Annotated in this window: 11 protein-coding genes and 2 pseudogenes; 6 read left to right on the top strand and 7 right to left on the bottom strand. The window is 58.2% G+C overall.

Annotation, left to right across the window (positions count from 1 at the left end):
- Window positions 1-651 precede the first annotated feature (651 nt).
- From LDZ23_RS10745 to LDZ23_RS10755, 3 genes are all read right to left on the bottom strand, one after another.
- A complete protein-coding gene (locus tag LDZ23_RS10745) occupies window positions 652-1644 on the bottom strand; it encodes a ParB/RepB/Spo0J family partition protein (protein WP_244807530.1) in 993 nt (330 codons plus the stop codon).
- 2109 nt (window positions 1645-3753) lie between these two features.
- The gene (locus LDZ23_RS10750; protein ID WP_244807531.1) at window positions 3754-5043 is read right to left on the bottom strand and encodes an integrase domain-containing protein; all 1290 of its coding nucleotides are present in this window, start codon (window positions 5041-5043) and stop codon (window positions 3754-3756) included.
- A 697-nt stretch (window positions 5044-5740) separates the two neighbouring features.
- On the bottom strand, window positions 5741-5890 hold the full coding sequence (locus tag LDZ23_RS10755) for a hypothetical protein (RefSeq protein WP_425306884.1): 150 nt from the start codon (window positions 5888-5890) through the stop codon (window positions 5741-5743).
- Between the two features lie 281 nt (window positions 5891-6171).
- Between LDZ23_RS10755 and LDZ23_RS10760 the strand changes: the two genes are divergently transcribed.
- Complete coding sequence (locus LDZ23_RS10760; RefSeq protein WP_244807532.1) at window positions 6172-7026, top strand: methyltransferase domain-containing protein; 855 nt, start codon at window positions 6172-6174, stop codon at window positions 7024-7026.
- Window positions 7027-7038: 12 nt separating this feature from the next.
- Here the strand turns inward: LDZ23_RS10760 and LDZ23_RS10765 are convergent.
- A pseudogene (locus LDZ23_RS10765) lies at window positions 7039-7285 on the bottom strand (NAD-dependent dehydratase); the annotation flags it as partial.
- Window positions 7286-7856: 571 nt separating this feature from the next.
- Here LDZ23_RS10765 and LDZ23_RS10770 point away from each other — a divergent pair.
- A complete protein-coding gene (locus LDZ23_RS10770) occupies window positions 7857-8918 on the top strand; it encodes an FAD-dependent oxidoreductase (RefSeq protein ID WP_244807533.1) in 1062 nt (353 codons plus the stop codon).
- Between the two features lie 316 nt (window positions 8919-9234).
- On the top strand, window positions 9235-10281 hold the full coding sequence (locus LDZ23_RS10775; protein WP_244807534.1) for an acyltransferase family protein: 1047 nt from the start codon (window positions 9235-9237) through the stop codon (window positions 10279-10281).
- Window positions 10282-11058: 777 nt separating this feature from the next.
- On the opposite strand, the gene LDZ23_RS10780 is transcribed toward LDZ23_RS10775, so the two are convergent.
- Entirely contained in the window at window positions 11059-11445 is a 387-nt protein-coding gene (locus LDZ23_RS10780) for a phage baseplate assembly protein (RefSeq protein WP_244807535.1), read from the bottom strand.
- A 777-nt stretch (window positions 11446-12222) separates the two neighbouring features.
- Here LDZ23_RS10780 and LDZ23_RS10785 point away from each other — a divergent pair.
- From LDZ23_RS10785 to LDZ23_RS10795, 3 genes are read left to right on the top strand one after another with little or no spacing between them, the layout of a single operon-like run.
- Complete coding sequence (locus LDZ23_RS10785; RefSeq protein ID WP_244807536.1) at window positions 12223-13644, top strand: UbiA family prenyltransferase; 1422 nt, start codon at window positions 12223-12225, stop codon at window positions 13642-13644.
- Between the two features lie 3 nt (window positions 13645-13647).
- Window positions 13648-14964, top strand: a complete 1317-nt coding sequence (locus LDZ23_RS10790; protein ID WP_244807537.1) for an FAD-binding oxidoreductase — start codon at window positions 13648-13650, stop codon at window positions 14962-14964.
- Window positions 14961-15701, top strand: a complete 741-nt coding sequence (locus LDZ23_RS10795; RefSeq protein ID WP_244807538.1) for an SDR family oxidoreductase — start codon at window positions 14961-14963, stop codon at window positions 15699-15701. Before LDZ23_RS10790 ends, LDZ23_RS10795 begins: the two co-directional genes overlap by 4 nt.
- 141 nt (window positions 15702-15842) lie before the next feature.
- On the opposite strand, the pseudogene LDZ23_RS10800 reads toward LDZ23_RS10795, so the two are convergent.
- Both LDZ23_RS10800 and LDZ23_RS10805 read right to left on the bottom strand, forming a co-directional pair.
- Window positions 15843-15983: pseudogene (locus LDZ23_RS10800) on the bottom strand (GtrA family protein); the annotation flags it as partial.
- A 147-nt stretch (window positions 15984-16130) separates the two neighbouring features.
- Window positions 16131-17582, bottom strand: a complete 1452-nt coding sequence (locus LDZ23_RS10805) for a hypothetical protein (RefSeq protein WP_244807539.1) — start codon at window positions 17580-17582, stop codon at window positions 16131-16133.
- Window positions 17583-17857: the final 275 nt, after the last annotated feature.

Raw genomic sequence — 17857 nt, forward strand, 5'->3', positions numbered from 1 at the left:
GAAAGATTTGCGCCCCGTCAGGGCAGGCGGGGTCACTACGTTCGCATGCCGCAACTACGAGCGACAAAAGACACGAACGAAAGCAGCAGTCGCCTCGAGTCGTTTGGAGGTTTCTGTAGGATCACCGAGCGGCGCGCAAAAAGCCGCACGCGGCCGCCATGCGCTCCCTTCGCGCGCCGCGGCGCGAGTCTTTCTTAGCGTACGAACGCATGAATGCATGCGCGTATAAGTTGCTGAATTTTTTCGCCGACCCAGAGTTGCGATCGCCCAACGGTAGGCTCGCAGTCTTCTACCGATGTCGAATATTGCGTCTCAGATGCACGTGAATGGTGTTCGCAACACTGCTATCACCACGGCCGCAGCGTGTGCCCACGCCGCGGACTTGAGCAAATAAGCCATCATTTCTGTGTGTTGACAGCGTCATTCCTAACGCCATGCAGAGGAGGGAATATGAGCCGACGTCCCCACGTCCACGCATTGACACGCTCTGCAGACCGGGATGTTATGAGCGTCTGGTCGCGATAGTTGAGCGATGATCCGGGCGATGGCTATCGGGCATCGTTGCGGCCATCATCGGCAGACACTCAAGATCGACGATTGTCGTCCGAAGCATGCGAGACACGTCGCCCAACGCATCGCTTAATGTGATCTTCAGGAGGGACGGGGCGCGAATGTACTGGGCAAGCGGGCGAGGAGAGTTTTATTGAAAAGGCCACCAAATTCCCGCATCAGCTCAACAAGTTGGGCATCAGTAATCCGCTTTTTCAGAACTCTGCTGATCGACTTCTCGATCTCAGCGCGGTACTTCCAGAGAAGCTCCGAATCTTTACATTCGATCACCAGTCGATTCCGGCCTCTTCCTTTCTTAATGCGTACACGGGTAAAAGTCGATGGGCGGATATTCTCCGCGTTGAGCTCAGCGAGGATGTTTGCCGCCGTCCGGCCGCTCGCGTCGAACATAGACTCCACGCTGCGTGCCCGCACAAGCATCTCGTCGAGTCCTAGTTCGTCCTTCAGCGCGAGAAGTCGCTTCCCAACCGCAAACGTTAGGTCCTTCTCATAGAACAGATGGCGAACTGGGTCGGGAAGCTCCCGGATCGAAACGGCGACGCTAACATTCCGTCTCGATATCCCGAGCGCCTTCGCACATGCACTGAAACTTGCCCACTCTCCATTCGTCACCCCGAGGTGATAGCGGTCTGAGATGTTTTTAGGCAGATCAAGCGCGCGGGCCGCGATTTTTACGGGGTCCTGTCCCGACCAGCGCAGCATTTTCTTGGATTTCAGTGCTTCCCCTTTGACGATCTTCAATACTGTCTTATTCGAATGCTTTGCATTGGTCGCCCCGCTCTGCCGGATGCGAGCGAGCACCGTTTTGATCCCATCATGAATGATTGTGTGGCGAATCACTCGAACGGTGTGGCTGCTGATTCCAATGCGGTCATCAAATAGGTCAAGAACTTCATTGGGCAAACCTTGAAGCTGCAATGCCAACGACAAATCTCCCTGACTTACGCGTAACGTGCTTAACGCGCCGAGTTGCGTCTTCCACTTCCCTTCGTTGAGTCCTTCTTGGTAGTTTCTCGCAAGCAATAAACAACTGCGACGGCTTATCAAGCGATATGGCCTTTTTGAGCTTTTCATTTGGTCTCCTTTCGTTCAGCATCTGGATGATCGCATATTCATAGCGCGAATGAGCGACTTGTGGCGACGGTCTAAGAGATATTTGCATTGCTTTAGCGAAAGACGTATAAAAAACATCGTCTTTCAACTTTTTCGCGATCAAAATGTTACGCGGGGCGTCGAGTTGAGCGGGCAGCGTGCCTTGCAACGGTGGCTATAAGCTTCTCTACCCAGTCCGCTTCCGTTGTCCGCTGCGCCATTACGGGAGCGTAGGATCCAGAAAGCGGTTATGCGTCACCGAAAGTCCCCGTAGACTTTACGGTAGTCTACGCATCGCGTAATCGACGAACTGGACGATCGTTGCGAGGTAGCAAGCAGCTGCTTCGCCGCCAAAACCCTTCCGCCTTCTCGCTCTATCTCCCACTGCACTGTTTAACCGGCATCACGGAAAAGTTGCGTCCGGAGAGCTTCACTTTTTCGTCGATACCAACCGATATAAATGGTTGATTTTTTGGGGAAATGTCCGGAATATTGCGAAACTGATTTTGTGAACCACGTGGTCATGTTTCGCTTGCGCGAGGGCTCGAACGCCGGCGCCGGCCTTGGCGCAACTCGCCAAGGCCCTGGGTTCGTCTCTGTAAAGGCGCAACTGACGTTGCTCACGAACATCCGCGCATAACTGAGAGAAAGCCTTTAGTCGGTACACACCCGAAATCAGGCGCCTCTACGCCCAACCTCCCTTTTGCGAGTTCAACCTCACTCCTCCAACGTTTCACTTTTCGTCACCGCGAAAACTACGGCGACGTGGCGACACCGATGCAACGTGTTGATTTCCTTGGAACACCGGGCGATATTGCGAAACCGAACAGACTAGCCAGATGCTCGCTTTTCGCTTGCGCCGAGCTATCAACAGCCTTGGAAGCCAGCCTCGCGTGCGCCGAAGGGTAGTGTTGATTTCGTTGGAGCAAGGCGCTCGGGCACGATGCTAGTCGAAGTTGCTCGACCAATATCAGCGACCGTCGATTTGCGCACCGAGACCCGGAGATGACAAGGTCGTCAATAGGTCTTTCGTCGCTGACACCGCGGGCGACCCCGCGAGCGGACGTACGATAATCGGTGGGCGTTTCCGGTCGATGCGTGCCGTCGCAACGACGAGATCTGGATAGTTAGCAACCGGTCGGCGCGAAGAACTGAAGCGCTTTGTGACTTCGAGGCATGCGCAAGGCTACGCCGTAGCGGTAGCCGAGACTGAACGAATCACCACCCAGCGGTAAGCTGCCTCGCGGCGGATGCCCACGAACCGGTCGCACCCGCCAGAGATATCATGATATTTTCTGCAGAAGCTTTGGTTTCACCCATCCGCCTGATTTGAATTTTCCTCCGGCAGAGACGCGTGACAAAAACCGGCACGCGAGATATTTTCACACCAGTGCGTTTCGTCGCGCGGATTCTTTCTGCCATAACACATTTTGAGCGCGTCCGGAGCCGGAAAGAGATACGATTTTGTGCCTCTTTCCCCGTTTCGGCCTATATCATGATATGGCCTAGCTCGCCGCTTCTAATCGGCACACCGGCTTGGACCGGGCATCGGGTACTTCTATCGCGACCGTTTGACCGAGGGAGACATTCGGATCGAACGAATTTTGCAAGGATTCCGGTTTGCGGCCAGCGGAGAAATGAGAACAGTGCGACGCACTCATTCTGCATTACGAGCGCTGTCCGGATAGCGTTCGTCGTCGAGCCGCCCGTTCGCGGTGTCGTGAAGAATGCTTAACTCACGCCGGACGTTCCGCGCTGGCTGCGTATTGGGCGCACTCCGTTGCCGCGTGCACGGCGCGATAGACGAGAGCATTCAGCGTCTGTCAATGAGCGAGCGATTGCGCGTCAGCAACTTTGCTTTACGGTCGACCGGTTCATGAAAGCGGTGCGGGTTCTCACAAAGATGACGACGATGGGAAAAGGTCTGTCGAACCCGTTGAGCGACGATGTTACGCATTGAACCACCGATTACATGCGGGATCGAACGCTTTGAAGAGAATGAGCTTGCATGGTCGAGAACGCCGGCCGAGATGGCCGACGCTACCCTTGCCAGCCTCGCAACAACCATCGACTTTTCAAGAATTGTATATGTCAGTCTGGCAGATCGCCGAGTAACGACAGTTGACCACACACAGGATCGTCGAGCGACGCATCGCCACGTTCGGTCAGCCTGGAATCAGGGCAAAATGGTGCTGGCACTGCATGCTCGACGGCGGTAACCGCGGTTGTGGCGAATTGCAAAGGGCCGCACTTCGCGAGAAGGCGATAAAGCGCTTGCCTCGAGATTTTCAAGCGCTTGGCGGCTTCCGATTTGACGCCATTCGCGCCCTTAAGGGCGGCGATCACCTGTTCGGGCGTGGTCACGGGTCGCGATAGGCGCTCGGCTGTCGCAAATGTCGAGATGTATGCCGTTGCCTTTGCTGCGAGACTATGTCCAGCGGCTTCCACTAACTGTTGCATGGCCCGCTGATGAAGCTCTGGATCGGGCCGATGGTCGGCCCGCTTGATGGGTGCCGGTACCCCGGTAATTTGCTCGTACATTCTCTGGAGGTACGCATGGCGTAGTCCATGCACCGTGACGCCCAAGCCGCCGCGGGAAATGCCCTCTTTTTGCAGGACATGGTAGAAATGGCGATACCACTTCTTTAACGACCACGGCTCTGGAATCATCGACCCCGTGCGTGGGTTGGCAAGCCTTGCCGCGCGGATCAGAACTTCATATTGCCACTCGGCATCAATCGGCACGAGCCGGGGCCGCCCACCCTTCGTGCCGTCGATGACATGCAGGTGGCCTGATACGCGCAAACACTGCAGGGGACGCAAGCGCATGCTTTCCTGTGCGCGCAGCCCAAAGGTGGCCTGCAACTCGACTTGGATTGCGACCCAGCGATCACACTCGCAAAGTCGAGAGATCGTGTCATTGACGTCGACGTTGGCCGCTTCCCACGATTTGTCTTCCTGCGCCACGTAGTACCGGCGGTATCCGTCGGGCCGCTTGATGTAGTCATCAACGGTTCCTACGAGTTGGTGCTTTTTCATCCACGCGGCGAGGGTGCGCCAGTAGGTGAGCTTGTTTTCGACGGTGCCTGGCGCCTGTTCCTTCTCGGTGACCCAAAGCTTAACGAGATAGGCGATGTGCTTTTCCGAGAGGTTCCACGGCGACTGAAGCGCGAAGCCGCCCTTCCGTAGCTCGCGAAAGCCGGCGATGAGATGGCGCACGCGGTACGTTTGGGTCTTGATGGAAATCGCGTTCGAGGTCACGCGGGTCTTGCTGTGTGCTTTGGATAGGTGGTGTTGAAAGAGTTCGGTGAGTTCTTTCGTGAGCCGCTGTGGCAGCCCGGCGTTGTCCAACAGCGTCGAGAAGTTGAGTTGAATTTTCACGGCTGTGATCCGAAAGGCGACGTTCTCACCTATCAAAAGAACGTCCCGGGGTGGTTGGAATACTGCACGCTTTGCTTTCCGGGATCTTAGAGATCAGATTTTCGATTCACCCGGCGCAGGGAAGCACTGCGACCCGATGATCCCTACTCCGGACGAATCCGAAGTCCGGCTACTTGACCGCAGGCAAAAGCCTGTCGAGCCAAGCAATTCTTGTTGCGCATTTTGTTTTCGGCTGCGCGGGCCGACAGAAAGAGATCAAGAAATCCGCACTCATGGTGCAAGTGATTTCCCGTCTCGAGAGCTTGTTCATCACGGTCGCCTCGATGTGGGACCGCGTGAGTCAGGCTTGGCGTGATTGCCGGAGACGAAAGGAAAGTAGACGTTCGCACTGTCCGTGCGAGGTTGTTCTCAGTCGATGAGGTTTTGCGTTTTGCTGGAAAGGCTAGCGTTCACGCGGTTCTGATAGGACTCAGTTTCCGCAAGACGTGGCGAGCTTGGTGGGCAGCAAAGCTGCCGGACAAGAAGATTGCGCTCATCGAGCGCGAGGCTTGAAACAAATGGAGTGCGATGCACTCAGGTCGATGCGTCGGTGACGCGGATAGGTAGATAGGATATTAGGAGCTTCGGAGCGCGAATTCCGATGGAAAGCTCGCGATTTTGGTATGCCTTTCGAGTTTTCGCACCTTTCCGGTTGGGCTTATAAATAACCGCCGCCGCGCGGCGTGGGCCGTTCGTGCAGCGAACGCTCGTTGGGGATATCGGTGACGAGGCCCCAGGCGAGGCCCGTGCGGATGAGCGTGCGGAGAATCAGCGCGCATGCGGCGGACGCCAAAAGCGCGACCGACATCGCGGAAAGACGCGGCGATGTCTCACAGAAATGGAAGCAACATGCAAGGTGTCGGGGTTGACTCGACGACGGGACGGAACGCCGCCCGAACAAGTTCAGCAAAACTTCATAGGATACGAGAATGCGCAAGGGATTTACTTTTTCTTCTCTCTGAAGATTGCAAAAAAGCGATGGGAGCACCTTGGTCCTCTTCGTAAAAAAAACACGAATGCGTTCTCATTCTCGGTAAGATCTGGCAAGGTCATCCCGAATTGCAAACGTCCTGACAAGGAGCGCTAGCCTTGCATACGACCGCGAATGTGCAGCTTTTCGATTCAGCATATGCCGATCCGGAAACAATTGATCGAGTAAATCACCTTATCGCGTCGGCCGATGCGACGCTCGGTATCGGCGGCGGCGGCAGTAATTTCGATGCGCGGCGCATGGCGCTCTCGATCGGCTATATGAACGCCTTCGGGCTGCATCAGGGCTATTGCGTCGAAATCGGCAGTCTGGATTATCTGACTGCGAAGGTCGTCTGGTCCTTCTTCCCGAATGCACAGGTGGTCGGCACGCATCACGACCTGCGCCATACGCCGATGCCTTTCCCTGACGGCTCAGTCGATAACGTCGTGTGTCTCGAAGTCATCGAACATATTTCGGATATTCGCTATCAGCAGGCCACGACGCTCGACGGCATCTTCTATTTTCTGGAAGAAGTGTTTCGTGTTCTGCGCGTTGGCGGCCGGGCACTGATTTCGACGCCGAACGCCGCGAGCCTGTGGTCGCTGATGCAGGTATTGCGCGAGCAGCCGCCGATGATGTACGACTGGCATTTCCGCGAATTCACCATGAACGAGATGCGCCAGATAGTCGAGCACTGCGGCTTTCAAGTGGTTGCGCATAACGCCGAATTTGCATGGCATCTCTGGGACTTCTCGTTCATCACGGGCTTTCTCGAAGACATGAACTTCAGTTGCGCAAACCGGGGTGACGATCAGTTCATCGTCATAGAAAAACCCGCGGTCAGCGAACGCAAGCCGCATGCGCTGAACCTGCCCGGGAGCGTGCGGCGCTATCCGGAACACCTTGCGCTCAAGACACTTGCGCGCAAGATCAAATGGAAGCTCGGCATGCGCCCGACGCCCAGGCGCTGAAAGTGGCATGCATTACCCGCCGTGCGTCGAGCGAAACCACGCGGCGGTTGCGGCAAGGCCTTTTTCGAGCGACATGGGCGCTTGCCAGCCGAGCGTCTCGCGATGCGGCTCGAATCGAGGCGCAGGCTGCCGGTCAGCCGATCGATCTGCGCGGTCTTGCCCGTCAGACGCCCGAGGCCGCGTAAGAGTCCCACGGCACCGGCACGAGACGCGCCGGTTTGCCGAGACGTTGCCCGAGCTTGCGCGCGAGTTCGGCGACGCCTCCGCTCCGATGGGAGCCTGAAAGTCTTGACTTCACGCAAGACTTCCTGAAAAGCAAGTCCAACGACCCCAACGGTCCCAGCTATGAAGATTTGGCAACCGGCGAAGACCCGATACTCCAAGAGGCTCAACGAATCGTTGGCCGTTGTCTGCCTCCTACCGAACCTGCGGGGATTTCGATCCCACGCTTGCTCCGATCATGCCGGGTGACGAGCAGAGATCGGCAGCGGGGACCGACGATTGCTGAGCGCCACGGGCCGGTCGAACAGAAGGAAAATACATGATTTCCCCTAGCCTACTCGAATTTCGCCGCGCATCGCCCACAATGAGATCGAGCGTTTGCATGGCGCTCGGATTCATCTAGCCATTTGCCCAGCCGCGCGTCGGGGTTTTCTTGGCGCCAGGCATCCTGCGCCCCCGCTCGCGTTCTCATCGGAGATACATCCGTCCTAAACGGGGCGGACCTCTTCTTTCAGCGTCTAAGCCAAAACCACATGAATCACCCAAGTGCTGTACGTCTGAGCAGCATCTAAGACAGCGCTCGATGGCTCTTTATAAAGCCGATGAAGATGCGCACCACTTTCACAAGTGTTGAAGCTTTTTCATCAACAATGGTGAGCAAGAAAGTGCGAGCACACGATTCGCGTCCCCGACTTCGTCTCGCGTTTCGTGCGTGCGGCGCGTCGCTTACTTTCGCCGTCGCGACGGCGGGCGGCGCGGCTTTTTCGACTCCGTCGACGGCGGACATCATCGTGTATGGAACAACGCCGTCGGGCATCTCCGCCGCGATCGCGGCAGCCAAGCTCGGCAAGAAGGCGCTGATTCTCGCACCGTACAAACATCTCGGCGGAATGGTCACAAGCGGTATTAGCGTCACCGACGCCTATCCGCAGGAATTCCTGTGGGCGATGAGTGGTTTCGCGGGCCAGTTCACGCACGCCGTCGAGCAGCACTACGGCGCGACGTGGACGCTCGGAGGCACTCGGCATGAGCCGCATGTCGCAGAAAGCAGCTTCAAGAGCATGCTTGCGAGCCAGCCGAACATCGAGATCGAATATCAGTCTGTCATCAAGAAGGTAGAGGTCCGGGACAGGAAAATTGTCGGCATCACAACCGAACAAGGCAGGAAGTATTCGGCCCAAATTTTCGTCGATGCGAGCTACGATGGCGAACTCATGCTGCTCTCTGGTGTGCGCTACGTGCAGGGGCGCGAGTCGCGGCTCAAATACGATGAATCGATGGCCGGCTTCATGCCCATTAGCCTCAAGGAAGGTGCGCGCGTGGACCCGTACCGGATCGCGGGCGATCCGAAAAGCGGCCTGCTGCCACATATCAGTCAAAATCCCGGAACACCCGTCGGCGCGGAGGACACGTCAATGCAGGCCTATGGTTACCGGCTATGTGTGGCAGAACGGACCGGGTTCATCCACCGTTCTCACAGGTTATGGCGGCGAGCCCTGCAAAGATTGTCGTCTTCAATTTCGCGCTCAAAGATCGCTACTACGCTGCCAGGCCGAAGGCTGGTGTTCCAAGCGAGTCCGTCGATGAATATTGGGCAGACATGTCCCCGCTCTGCCAGAGTGCTCGCAGTAATGGCAAAACCTGCGTTTTCCAAGAGCCAAATCCAGTGAATGGCGTGCAGACTGACCCGAGCGCGCCCATTTTTGGCTACATGTATGTCTTGAGGCAGATGTCCGCACAAATCAATGCGCCGCTTGTCGCCCAGTTCGACGCGTTTCAGAGACTTCCAAATTGGCTGTCATGGCTGAGCGATGATCTGACTCACCCTACCGATGCCGGGTATGCATACAAGGCGGCGAATACAGAGGCCGTTCTACGCCCGATCGTTGCCAGCTTAATAGGCACGAACGGACCGTGATCATCGATATGGGAAAATGGGCGCGATCAGCCATATAAGATTGCGCCTTCTCGAATCGACAAATCAAAATGCTTGGAGCAATACGCACCTTCTTAGCTTTAATTGTCATGGCGGCCCACCTGGGACGATGGACCGACCTTACGGCGACGTATGCCGTATCGACGTTCTTCCTAATCAGCGGCTACCTGATGACCGCAACGCTTCATCGAAATTATGGCTTTGGCGTCGAGGGGTTCATTCGGTTCTTCATGAATCGGTTTCTGAGGCTATACCCGATGTACTGGGTCGCGGCCGGAATGTCGGTGTTACTTATCTGCATCGCGCCCGCACTTGCCGAGGCGTTCCACCGAAACTTCACCCTTCCTGATTCGTGGTATTCGTGGATCGGCCTGGCTGCGAATTGGTATTGGCGGCCCGACTTTCCCGTGGCGGGAACGCAGAGCGTCTCGCATGTAGTACCCCCGGCATGGGCACTGGCAGTTGAATTCGCCATGTATATCGTGCTGGCATTGGGTGCCGCGAGAAACGTAAAGACCGGCATCATTTGCCTGCTCGCGGGCGCCCTGTTCCATCTCATCATGTTCCGCGATGTGAATGAGCGAATCTATGCAGTACCGGCAGCAACCTTGCCTTATGGAATTGGCATATGCCTCTATTTTGCAGTCCAGAAATATAAGTTGCTGATCAACAGTGCCGGCTCACTTCTTGCGGCCGGGGCCTATGGTTCGCTCATCTGTTCACTGCACTATCTTCCGCTCGATGCAGCCAGGGTGCCTTACTACCTGAACTTGGCGGGATTCGCTGTTGCTTTCTTCTTCATCGCAAGCTCCACAGAACGCCGCAGTTTTCGATGGATCGATCGTAACGTGGGAGGGCTGTCCTACCCTATTTACCTGCTGCATTACCAAGCCGCCTTCGCAACCCAGCATTTGCTATCCACGAAGTCGACCGGCTGGACCCTATTCTGGCTTGCGCTCCCGTTGGTCATAGGACTATCGGCAATACTTGAGTACTTGAACCGAAAGATTGTCGATCCTTATCGAAACACCGTTCGCGCAAGAACGTCCACAGCGCCCGAGATCGTCAATACCTCCGAGCAGTCGGGCGCCAACTGAATCGAATGTGTCCTTCGGAAACCCGGAAGCATATGACGTCCACCGCTCGTCAGTATCCGACACGAGACCCTGATATGGCCAACGGTTTCGTCTTGCGCACAACCGAACGATGCGCAGATCACCGACTCTGTCGAGTCAGTAAAAGCAACGAATAGCTCCATAGCGGATTCCTTAAAACGTGTAGGCGGTTATATTGATGAGAAAGTTCAGCGTTCCAGTTGACACCGACGCACTATAAAAAAGAGTTTGAGGCGTCAGGATTGCGATGTGAGGGAAAGACGTGACAGCAGTCGCGCCCGCGGTCCGACTCGTTGTCCCGACCGCCGGCGCCCGATTTCGTTTGCCGATCCACACAGCACACCACTCGTGCCCGCAGTAGCAGAGGACGAACCGATAGTCATATCTCCGCGACAAGTGCGCGCATTCGGTGGTAAGACGCTCGCAGCAGAAAACGATGTCAGTGACGCCTGAACCGTTGACGTCGTGATGACATTGCTTGTCGCAATGTTTAACTCTCGATCGCACTGCTGTCCGATTACAAACTGCCCACTGCCATTTGTCGGTCAAACGGATATCAGTGCGGACGCAGTGTAACCGGCCGGCATGTTTGCGCCGCCATAGACGTTCGGTTGCACCGCCGACGTTGCGTTCTTTGCGAGCAGAGCGCTTGCTCCGGTCGCCGGGTTGTAGATCACCTACAGCACGACGAATCCGCTCACTGGAGCTGCACCAGTGTCGATGCCGCCGGCACCCGTCGTTGCGAGATTAATCGTCTTGCTAAAGCTCGGAAGCATATACGTCTGCGCGCCAAGCGTTGTGAACACGACGATAAGGTCTGCGCTCTGCGTTGCCGTCGCCGAGGCAGCAGTCGATCAGATCTTGGCATTTACCGCGGCCGGTCGCGCGGACAAGATGCTCGTGCGGCGTGATGATGTATTCGACGGTGTCGACGTACCCCGTCAGCGACAGATTGTCCGCGTCGATAGCGATCTGAATTGGTGCCCCCCCAATCAGCGAAGCCTCATCGACCTCTTCCGGAAAGCGCTCGGTCATCTCTAGCACGAACGATCCGGTGCAGCTCTCGATCGAGCGCGTGACGCGCGCGCCTTTCCATCCGGTTATCGAGATCTTCGATTCCGGAAGCGTCACAACGAGCGAATTCATCAGTACGTCGCCCCAAGCGCAAATTGACTGGTTGAGCCGGTCGAGCCTCGCTCGATCGTCGATTTCACGTTAGGCGTACCCGACACTTCAGCGCGAGAGCCCTTAGACAGCGGAGCTGGCTCCTTCGACGGGGCGCTCTGACGGGCAGTGGAACTATCGCCACATCAGTGGCGAATCGACGCGATCGGTGAAAGCTTGGGATCGCGCAAGCGCGATGAGTGTTTCGGATCGCTTATCAAGATAGCTGCTCTGCGACCACTGCATTGCAGCGGTCTGGCCGGGCGAGTGAACTGCAAGCGGTCCGGTCCGCCTATGAGATTCAGGTGGCGCCTTGATGCTTCGTCCGTGGTTCGGCGGCGAGGATTTTAATGGTCAGAATTCGGAGCGAAGACGGCGATTGAACGCAACGAGTTGATTTCAACAGAAAATCAAACACGACTACGCGACTGGGCTTGTTAAGAATGAAAAGCGCGAGTCCGCAAAGACGAGTTTCGTCGGACTTCACGACGGCACACACATGTCCGTGTCCAATATCGCGCACACAACACATGGATAAGTCGTTGCGTCGAATTGTGCAATCCGAACGGCGCATCCGAATGCGCCCGCAGAGGGCTCGGCGCAGAGTTCTGGCAACCGCAGGGCCCGCTGGCTCTGCCGTTGTGATAACCTCGCAGCCGCGAATGAAGCGTTCGCGAGCGTCGAACGGTCCGTCGCATTCGCATGATCCAGTTCCGGCCTCGCCCCGGGCTTACCTGATCAGCCAGATCGTCCAATCCAATGAGCAAGCCCATCGTCGTCGATCTCGATGGCACGCTGATTCACTCCGACATTCTCGTCGAGAGCGGATTCGCCTTCCTGAGATCGTCACCGCAGAAATTCCTCAAGCCGCTGCAATGGCTTTCCAGCGGAGGCAAGTCCGTGCTTAAGTCGCGGCTTGCCGAGCACGTGAGCATCGATGTCACGACGCTGCCCTACAACGCACAGCTTGTCCGATGGCTCCATGAAATGCGGGACGCCGGCCGCAGCATCGTGCTCGCCACCGCCAGCCACGAATCGTTCGCGCATCGCATCGCGGAGCATCTCGGCATTTTCGACCACGTATTCGCCACAGACGAGCAGGTGAATCTTTCGTCGCACAAGAAGCGCGACCGGCTCGTCGCGGAATATGGCGAGAAAGGTTTCGACTACGTCGGCAATTCGCACGACGATATCGCCGTATGGCAAGCGGCCGATCGCGCCTACGTGGTGAATCCGCATGCGGGCGTCGTGCGTGCCGCCGGCAAGGGCGAAAACATCGAACAGGTTTTCGAGAATCGCCCGCCTTCGCACAAGGTCTGGGCGAAGGCGCTGCGTCTGCATCAATGGCTCAAGAACCTGCTGATCTTCGTGCCACTGCTCGCGGGCCACAAGCTTGGTTCGCCGGAACTCGTGGGCGCGGCCGTGCTTGCATTCTTCGCTTTCGGGCTGTGTGCGTCGAGCGTGTATCTGCTCAACGATCTGATCGATCTCGAAGACGACCGCCATCATCCGGTCAAGAAGAATCGTCCGCTCGCCGCAGGCACCATGCCGCTGTCATGGGGAGTCGGGCTCTGTCCGGTGCTCCTGCTCGCCGCGTTCGCGATATCGCTTGCGTTTCTGCCCTGGCGCTTCAACGCGGTGCTCCTCGGTTACTACGTGCTGACGCTCGCCTACTCGCTCACGCTCAAGCGTCACGTGATGGTCGATGTCGTCACGCTCGCCGCGCTCTACACGCTGCGCATCATCGCGGGCACGGCCGCAATCAGCGTGCATCTGACGTTCTGGCTGCTCGCTTTCTCGATGTTCCTCTTCCTGAGCCTCGCGCTCGTCAAACGCTACACTGAATTGCACGCGACGCTCAAGGCCGGCGGCGAAAAGACGCGCGGGCGCGGCTATCTGTCGAGCGATCTTGCAGTGGTGTCATCGCTCGGCACTGCGTCCGGCTACCTCTCCGTACTCGTGCTTGCGATGTACATCCAGGACGAACGCACGGCGGCGCTCTACCGGCATCCGCAATACATCTGGTTCGCCTGCCCCGTCATGCTCTACTGGGTCAGCCGCACGTGGCTGATCGCGCATCGCGGCGAGATGAACGACGATCCCATCGTCTTCGCGGCGCGCGACCGGATCAGCCTGCTCGTCGTCGCGCTTTGCGGCTTCGCGTTCTGGCTCGCGATCTGACCGATGAGCGAACTGCTCTCCTGGGGCCGCTACCCGCGCCTGCCGCAGACCGCGCACGCCGCGCACTGGCGCGACGAAGCGCAGGCGCGATGGCGCGACGTGCAGCGCGAACACGGCACGACGCTCGCGTTCGGCAATGGCCGAAGCTACGGCGACGTCTGCCTCGCGAGTTCGAATCACGTCTTTCAGACGCTCGCGCTCGACCGGATCATCGCCGCCGACTGGACGCGCGGCATCGTGCGCGCCGAGCCCGGCATCACGTTCGAGCAGATTCTCGCGCTCGCGGTGCCGCGCGGCTGGATGCTGCCGGTCACGCCGGGCACGAAGTACCTGACGCTGGGCGGCGCGATCGCCAACGACGTGCACGGCAAGAACCATCACGTGCGCGGCACGTTCGGGCGGCATGTGCGCGCGTTCGGCCTCGCGCGCAGCGACGGCACGTTCATCGAATGCTCGCCGGAATCGAACACGGAGATGTTCAATGCGACGATCGGCGGGCTCGGGCTGACGGGACTCATCCTGTGGGCCGAGTTCTCGCTGATGGCGATCCGCACGAGTCTCATCGACGTGACGAGCATCCGCTTCGGCAAGCTCGACGAGTTCTTCGATCTCTCGGAAGAGTACGACGCGAAGCACGAGTATTGCGTCGCGTGGGTCGATTGCGCGAGCCGCGGACCGGCGCTCGGGCGCGGCATCTTCATGGCGGGCGATCACGCGATCCACGGCTCGCTCGATGTCGAACAGCGCAACACGCGCCGCGTGCCGTTCACGCCGCCCGTTTCGCTCATCAACGGCCTCACGCTGCGCGCGTTCAACGAGCTGTACTACCGGAAGCAGCGACGCGCGATCGAGCTTTCGCGCGTCGGTTACGACGGCTATTTCTATCCGCTCGACAGTCTGCTCGAATGGAACCGCATCTACGGGCCGCAGGGGTTTCAGCAGTATCAGTGCGTCGTGCCGGCAGCGAGCGCGCGCGATGCGGTGCGCGCGATGCTCGATCGCATTTCATCGAGCGGCACGGGTTCGTTTCTCGCGGTGCTCAAGCGCTGCGGGAACATTCCGTCGCCGGGGCTGCTGTCGTTTCCGATGGAAGGCACCTCGCTCGCGCTCGACTTTCCGCAGCATGAATTGCGTAATTCGCAGCTCTTCGACGGGCTCGACGCGATCGTGCGCGATGCCGGCGGACGCATCTACCCGGCCAAGGACGCGCACATGTCGGGCGCCGATTTCCGCGCCGCTTATCCCCGATGGCAGGCGCTCGAATCGCTTCGCGATCCGGCCATGCTGTCGCATTTCTGGAAACGAATGACTGGCCTATGAAGAACATCGTCATCGTGGGCGCCACGTCCGCTATCGCCATCGCCTGCGCGCGAGAATGGGCCGCGAAAGGCGCGCGCTTCTTTCTCGTCGCGCGCAATCAGGAACGCATGGAGCAGGTCGCCGCCGATTTGACGGCGCGGGGCGCGGCTTCGGTCGCCGTGTATCGGCTCGATATCGACAAGCTCGACGATCACGCCGCGATGCTCGCTGACTGCGCCGCGCAGATGGATTCGATCGATATCGTGCTGATTGCGTCGGGCACGCTGCCGGACCAGGCGGCTTGCCAGAGCGATCCCGCCGTCGCGGTGCGCGAGTTTCATACCAACGCGCTTTCGCTGATCGCGCTCATCACGCCGATCGCCAATCGGCTTGAGGCGCAGCGGCACGGCACGCTCGCGGTGATTTCATCGGTGGCGGGCGATCGCGGGCGTCCGTCGAATTATCTTTATGGCAGCGCGAAGGCCGCGTTGCAGGCGTTTCTCGAAGGCTTGCGCGCGCGGTTGTTCAAGGTCGGCGTGCATGTCGTCGATATCAAACCCGGCTTCGTCGCCACGCCAATGACTGCGGGGCTGCCGTTGCCCGGGCCGCTCGTCGCGACACCGGAGATAGTCGCGAAGGACATCGTGCGCGGAATCGACAGGAAGAAGGACGTGCTTTATACGCCGTGGTTCTGGTGGGGGATTATGCTGATCATCCGGAACGTGCCGCGCTTCCTGTTCAAGCGCGCTTCGCTTTAGGCGCGGGAGAAGGTGCGGAAGACATAGCGCTTGTCCAGACGGTACTTGATGACGTACCCGATTGCGATACCGATGCAACCGCCCACATAGGGGCATTTCGGCGGTCCCGAAGACGTGGTTGAAGCCGAACTCGACGCCCCAGAAGATTGCGGTCGTGACGAGGCCCATCGTCACATAGAGCGTGAACATGATCGCGTCGTGACGCGCTGCCTTGAAGCGAAAGATCCATTTCTTGTCGAACAGATACTTCAGGGCAAGGCCGACGCCCGTGCCGATAAACACGGATAACAGAATGTGGTACGGACCGTCGTAGACGGGCGTGGCAGGTCCTGCGCACCGATGTTGGCGACCGTTGCGATGGCGGCAAAGAGGGAGTAAAGCAACACGAGTTGCATCAACTTCGAATCCGGATCGAGGGAATCGGGAAAATCAGACAGGCTGAACGGTCCGCGCGGAACCGTCCGGACTCACACTTGCGCTGTGGCGTGCAAGCAGCGCAATCACGCCCGGCACGAAGAGTACCGCCGATAAGGATAGTGCATAGCTCGCAGCGATCAGATGCCGGGTACTGTCCGCGAGGCCATCGCCGAATGTCGTCGCGTAGCACGCGAAGCCGAAGAGCGCCAGCAGACACGACACCTTCAGCAAAGCAAGACGGCCTGCCCGCTCCGTCTTGCGAAACCGTGCAATCAATATTATCGACACGAACAGTGAGCCCAGCACCGCGCAGTTCACATGATGCACGTATAGGTCGCGCCACCAAGCAAATACCGGCACATACATGAAGTTGCCGGTGTGTTCCATCGTCGTGCCTAGGTAGCCGATGCGAATGTCGTTGCCCGCTTCGAACATCGCACCGATGACGCGCGGGACGATCGCCGGCTTCAGCGCCACGAGCCGCAGCACGTCGAAATAGGTCGAATGAGCGCGTTCGAGACACGACAGTCCCTTCGGGTCAAAAGCAACGACCTGGATGCACTCCTTGAGCACGGGCTTATCGCCGATGTGCCCGATGCTCGCGGCTTCGTCCTGGCTCAGCACAGTCAGCGCGCCCGCGTAGAGCGCATGATACTGGTTGACGCCCTTGAATGCGCCTGAAAACACCGGCAACACCGTGATGCACAGGCAAAGCGCCATCACGGCGGCAGCTTTCAAAGCAGCGCGTCTTCCCGCGTACAGCGGAAGCACAAATGGCGCGACGATCAACGGCAGCGGAAAGTAGGCGGTCTTCGCCGCGCCGATGAATGTGGCTAAGCCAAGCGCGCTCCACCTTAGCGCGCGTTGCCCCTGCCTGGACCGGTCGATGCAGTAGACAATCAGCGCAAGAACCGGCAGAAAGATGATGACGAGCTGGTCTTCGAAGAAGGTGTTGAAAAACGCAGAGAACTCGGAGGAAAGCGCCAGCACACCGGCGAGCGCCATGAAGACCCACGAGACGAGCAAGTTTTCGGTCCGGCGCGTTTGCACGAACAGCGTCAGGAACGAGCCGAAATAAATCGCGCGCGAAATGAGTGAGCCGATGATAAGCGAGTAATCGTGCGTGCCGCCATTAAGCAGACGGACGAAAAGAGACTGGGCGAAGAGATAGATCTTGTATGACGACAGCGTGAAGAGCGCCGGCCGTTCAAACAGCCGCGGCCGGAAAACCCATTTGTCATGCCAGTAAGTCAGAAATAGCCGATGCGCTTCGTCGCTTCCCGCGACGGGAAACAACGAATCGAAACCGTCGGGGCGTTGGATGAAAAACGAAATGCTGCGATTGAAGTCCATGTTGTCGGCGATTCCGCTGAACAAGTGCAGCGCACCGAGTGCGAGCACCAGCGCCGCGAAAGCGCGGAACAGCCCTTTCGACGCAAACAGCCGCTTGAGAGTGTCTGGCATGAAGATCCGGATGAAGGATTCGGGTGAACGGCTACGTGCACGCGTGGCGTTCGATGGACGAACCGCGCTCTGCCGACCCTACCAGTGAAGACAGCTATGCAACAGCGATACAAATGTAACGGACGTTTCAAAGTTCAAAGAGGCTTGCTCTGGCACGCGCATCCACGGACCATGATGGGCTTTGCCCAGCCTCTTCGGGCTGCGGGCACGGCTCGCCTGCCGTCCGCAGGGCGAGGCCAAAGGCTCAGAGCGTAAAGACGTATGCAGTATAATTC

It is taken from the genome of Caballeronia zhejiangensis (assembly GCF_022879815.1).
GTDB lineage: Bacteria > Pseudomonadota > Gammaproteobacteria > Burkholderiales > Burkholderiaceae > Caballeronia > Caballeronia zhejiangensis.

Excerpts from the sequence above, each read along its gene's own strand:
- LDZ23_RS10745 (WP_244807530.1), bottom strand. The coding sequence starts at position 1,644 with ATGAAAAGCTCAAAAAGGCCATATCGCTTGATAAGCCGTCGCAGTTGT.
- LDZ23_RS10755 (WP_425306884.1), bottom strand. The coding sequence starts at position 5,890 with ATGTCGGTCGCGCTTTTGGCGTCCGCCGCATGCGCGCTGATTCTCCGC.
- LDZ23_RS10770 (WP_244807533.1), top strand. The coding sequence starts at position 7,857 with ATGCGCACCACTTTCACAAGTGTTGAAGCTTTTTCATCAACAATGGTG.
- LDZ23_RS10775 (WP_244807534.1), top strand. The coding sequence starts at position 9,235 with ATGCTTGGAGCAATACGCACCTTCTTAGCTTTAATTGTCATGGCGGCC.
- LDZ23_RS10780 (WP_244807535.1), bottom strand. The coding sequence starts at position 11,445 with ATGAATTCGCTCGTTGTGACGCTTCCGGAATCGAAGATCTCGATAACC.
- LDZ23_RS10785 (WP_244807536.1), top strand. The coding sequence starts at position 12,223 with ATGAGCAAGCCCATCGTCGTCGATCTCGATGGCACGCTGATTCACTCC.
- LDZ23_RS10790 (WP_244807537.1), top strand. The coding sequence starts at position 13,648 with ATGAGCGAACTGCTCTCCTGGGGCCGCTACCCGCGCCTGCCGCAGACC.
- LDZ23_RS10795 (WP_244807538.1), top strand. The coding sequence starts at position 14,961 with ATGAAGAACATCGTCATCGTGGGCGCCACGTCCGCTATCGCCATCGCC.
- LDZ23_RS10805 (WP_244807539.1), bottom strand. The coding sequence starts at position 17,582 with ATGCCAGACACTCTCAAGCGGCTGTTTGCGTCGAAAGGGCTGTTCCGC.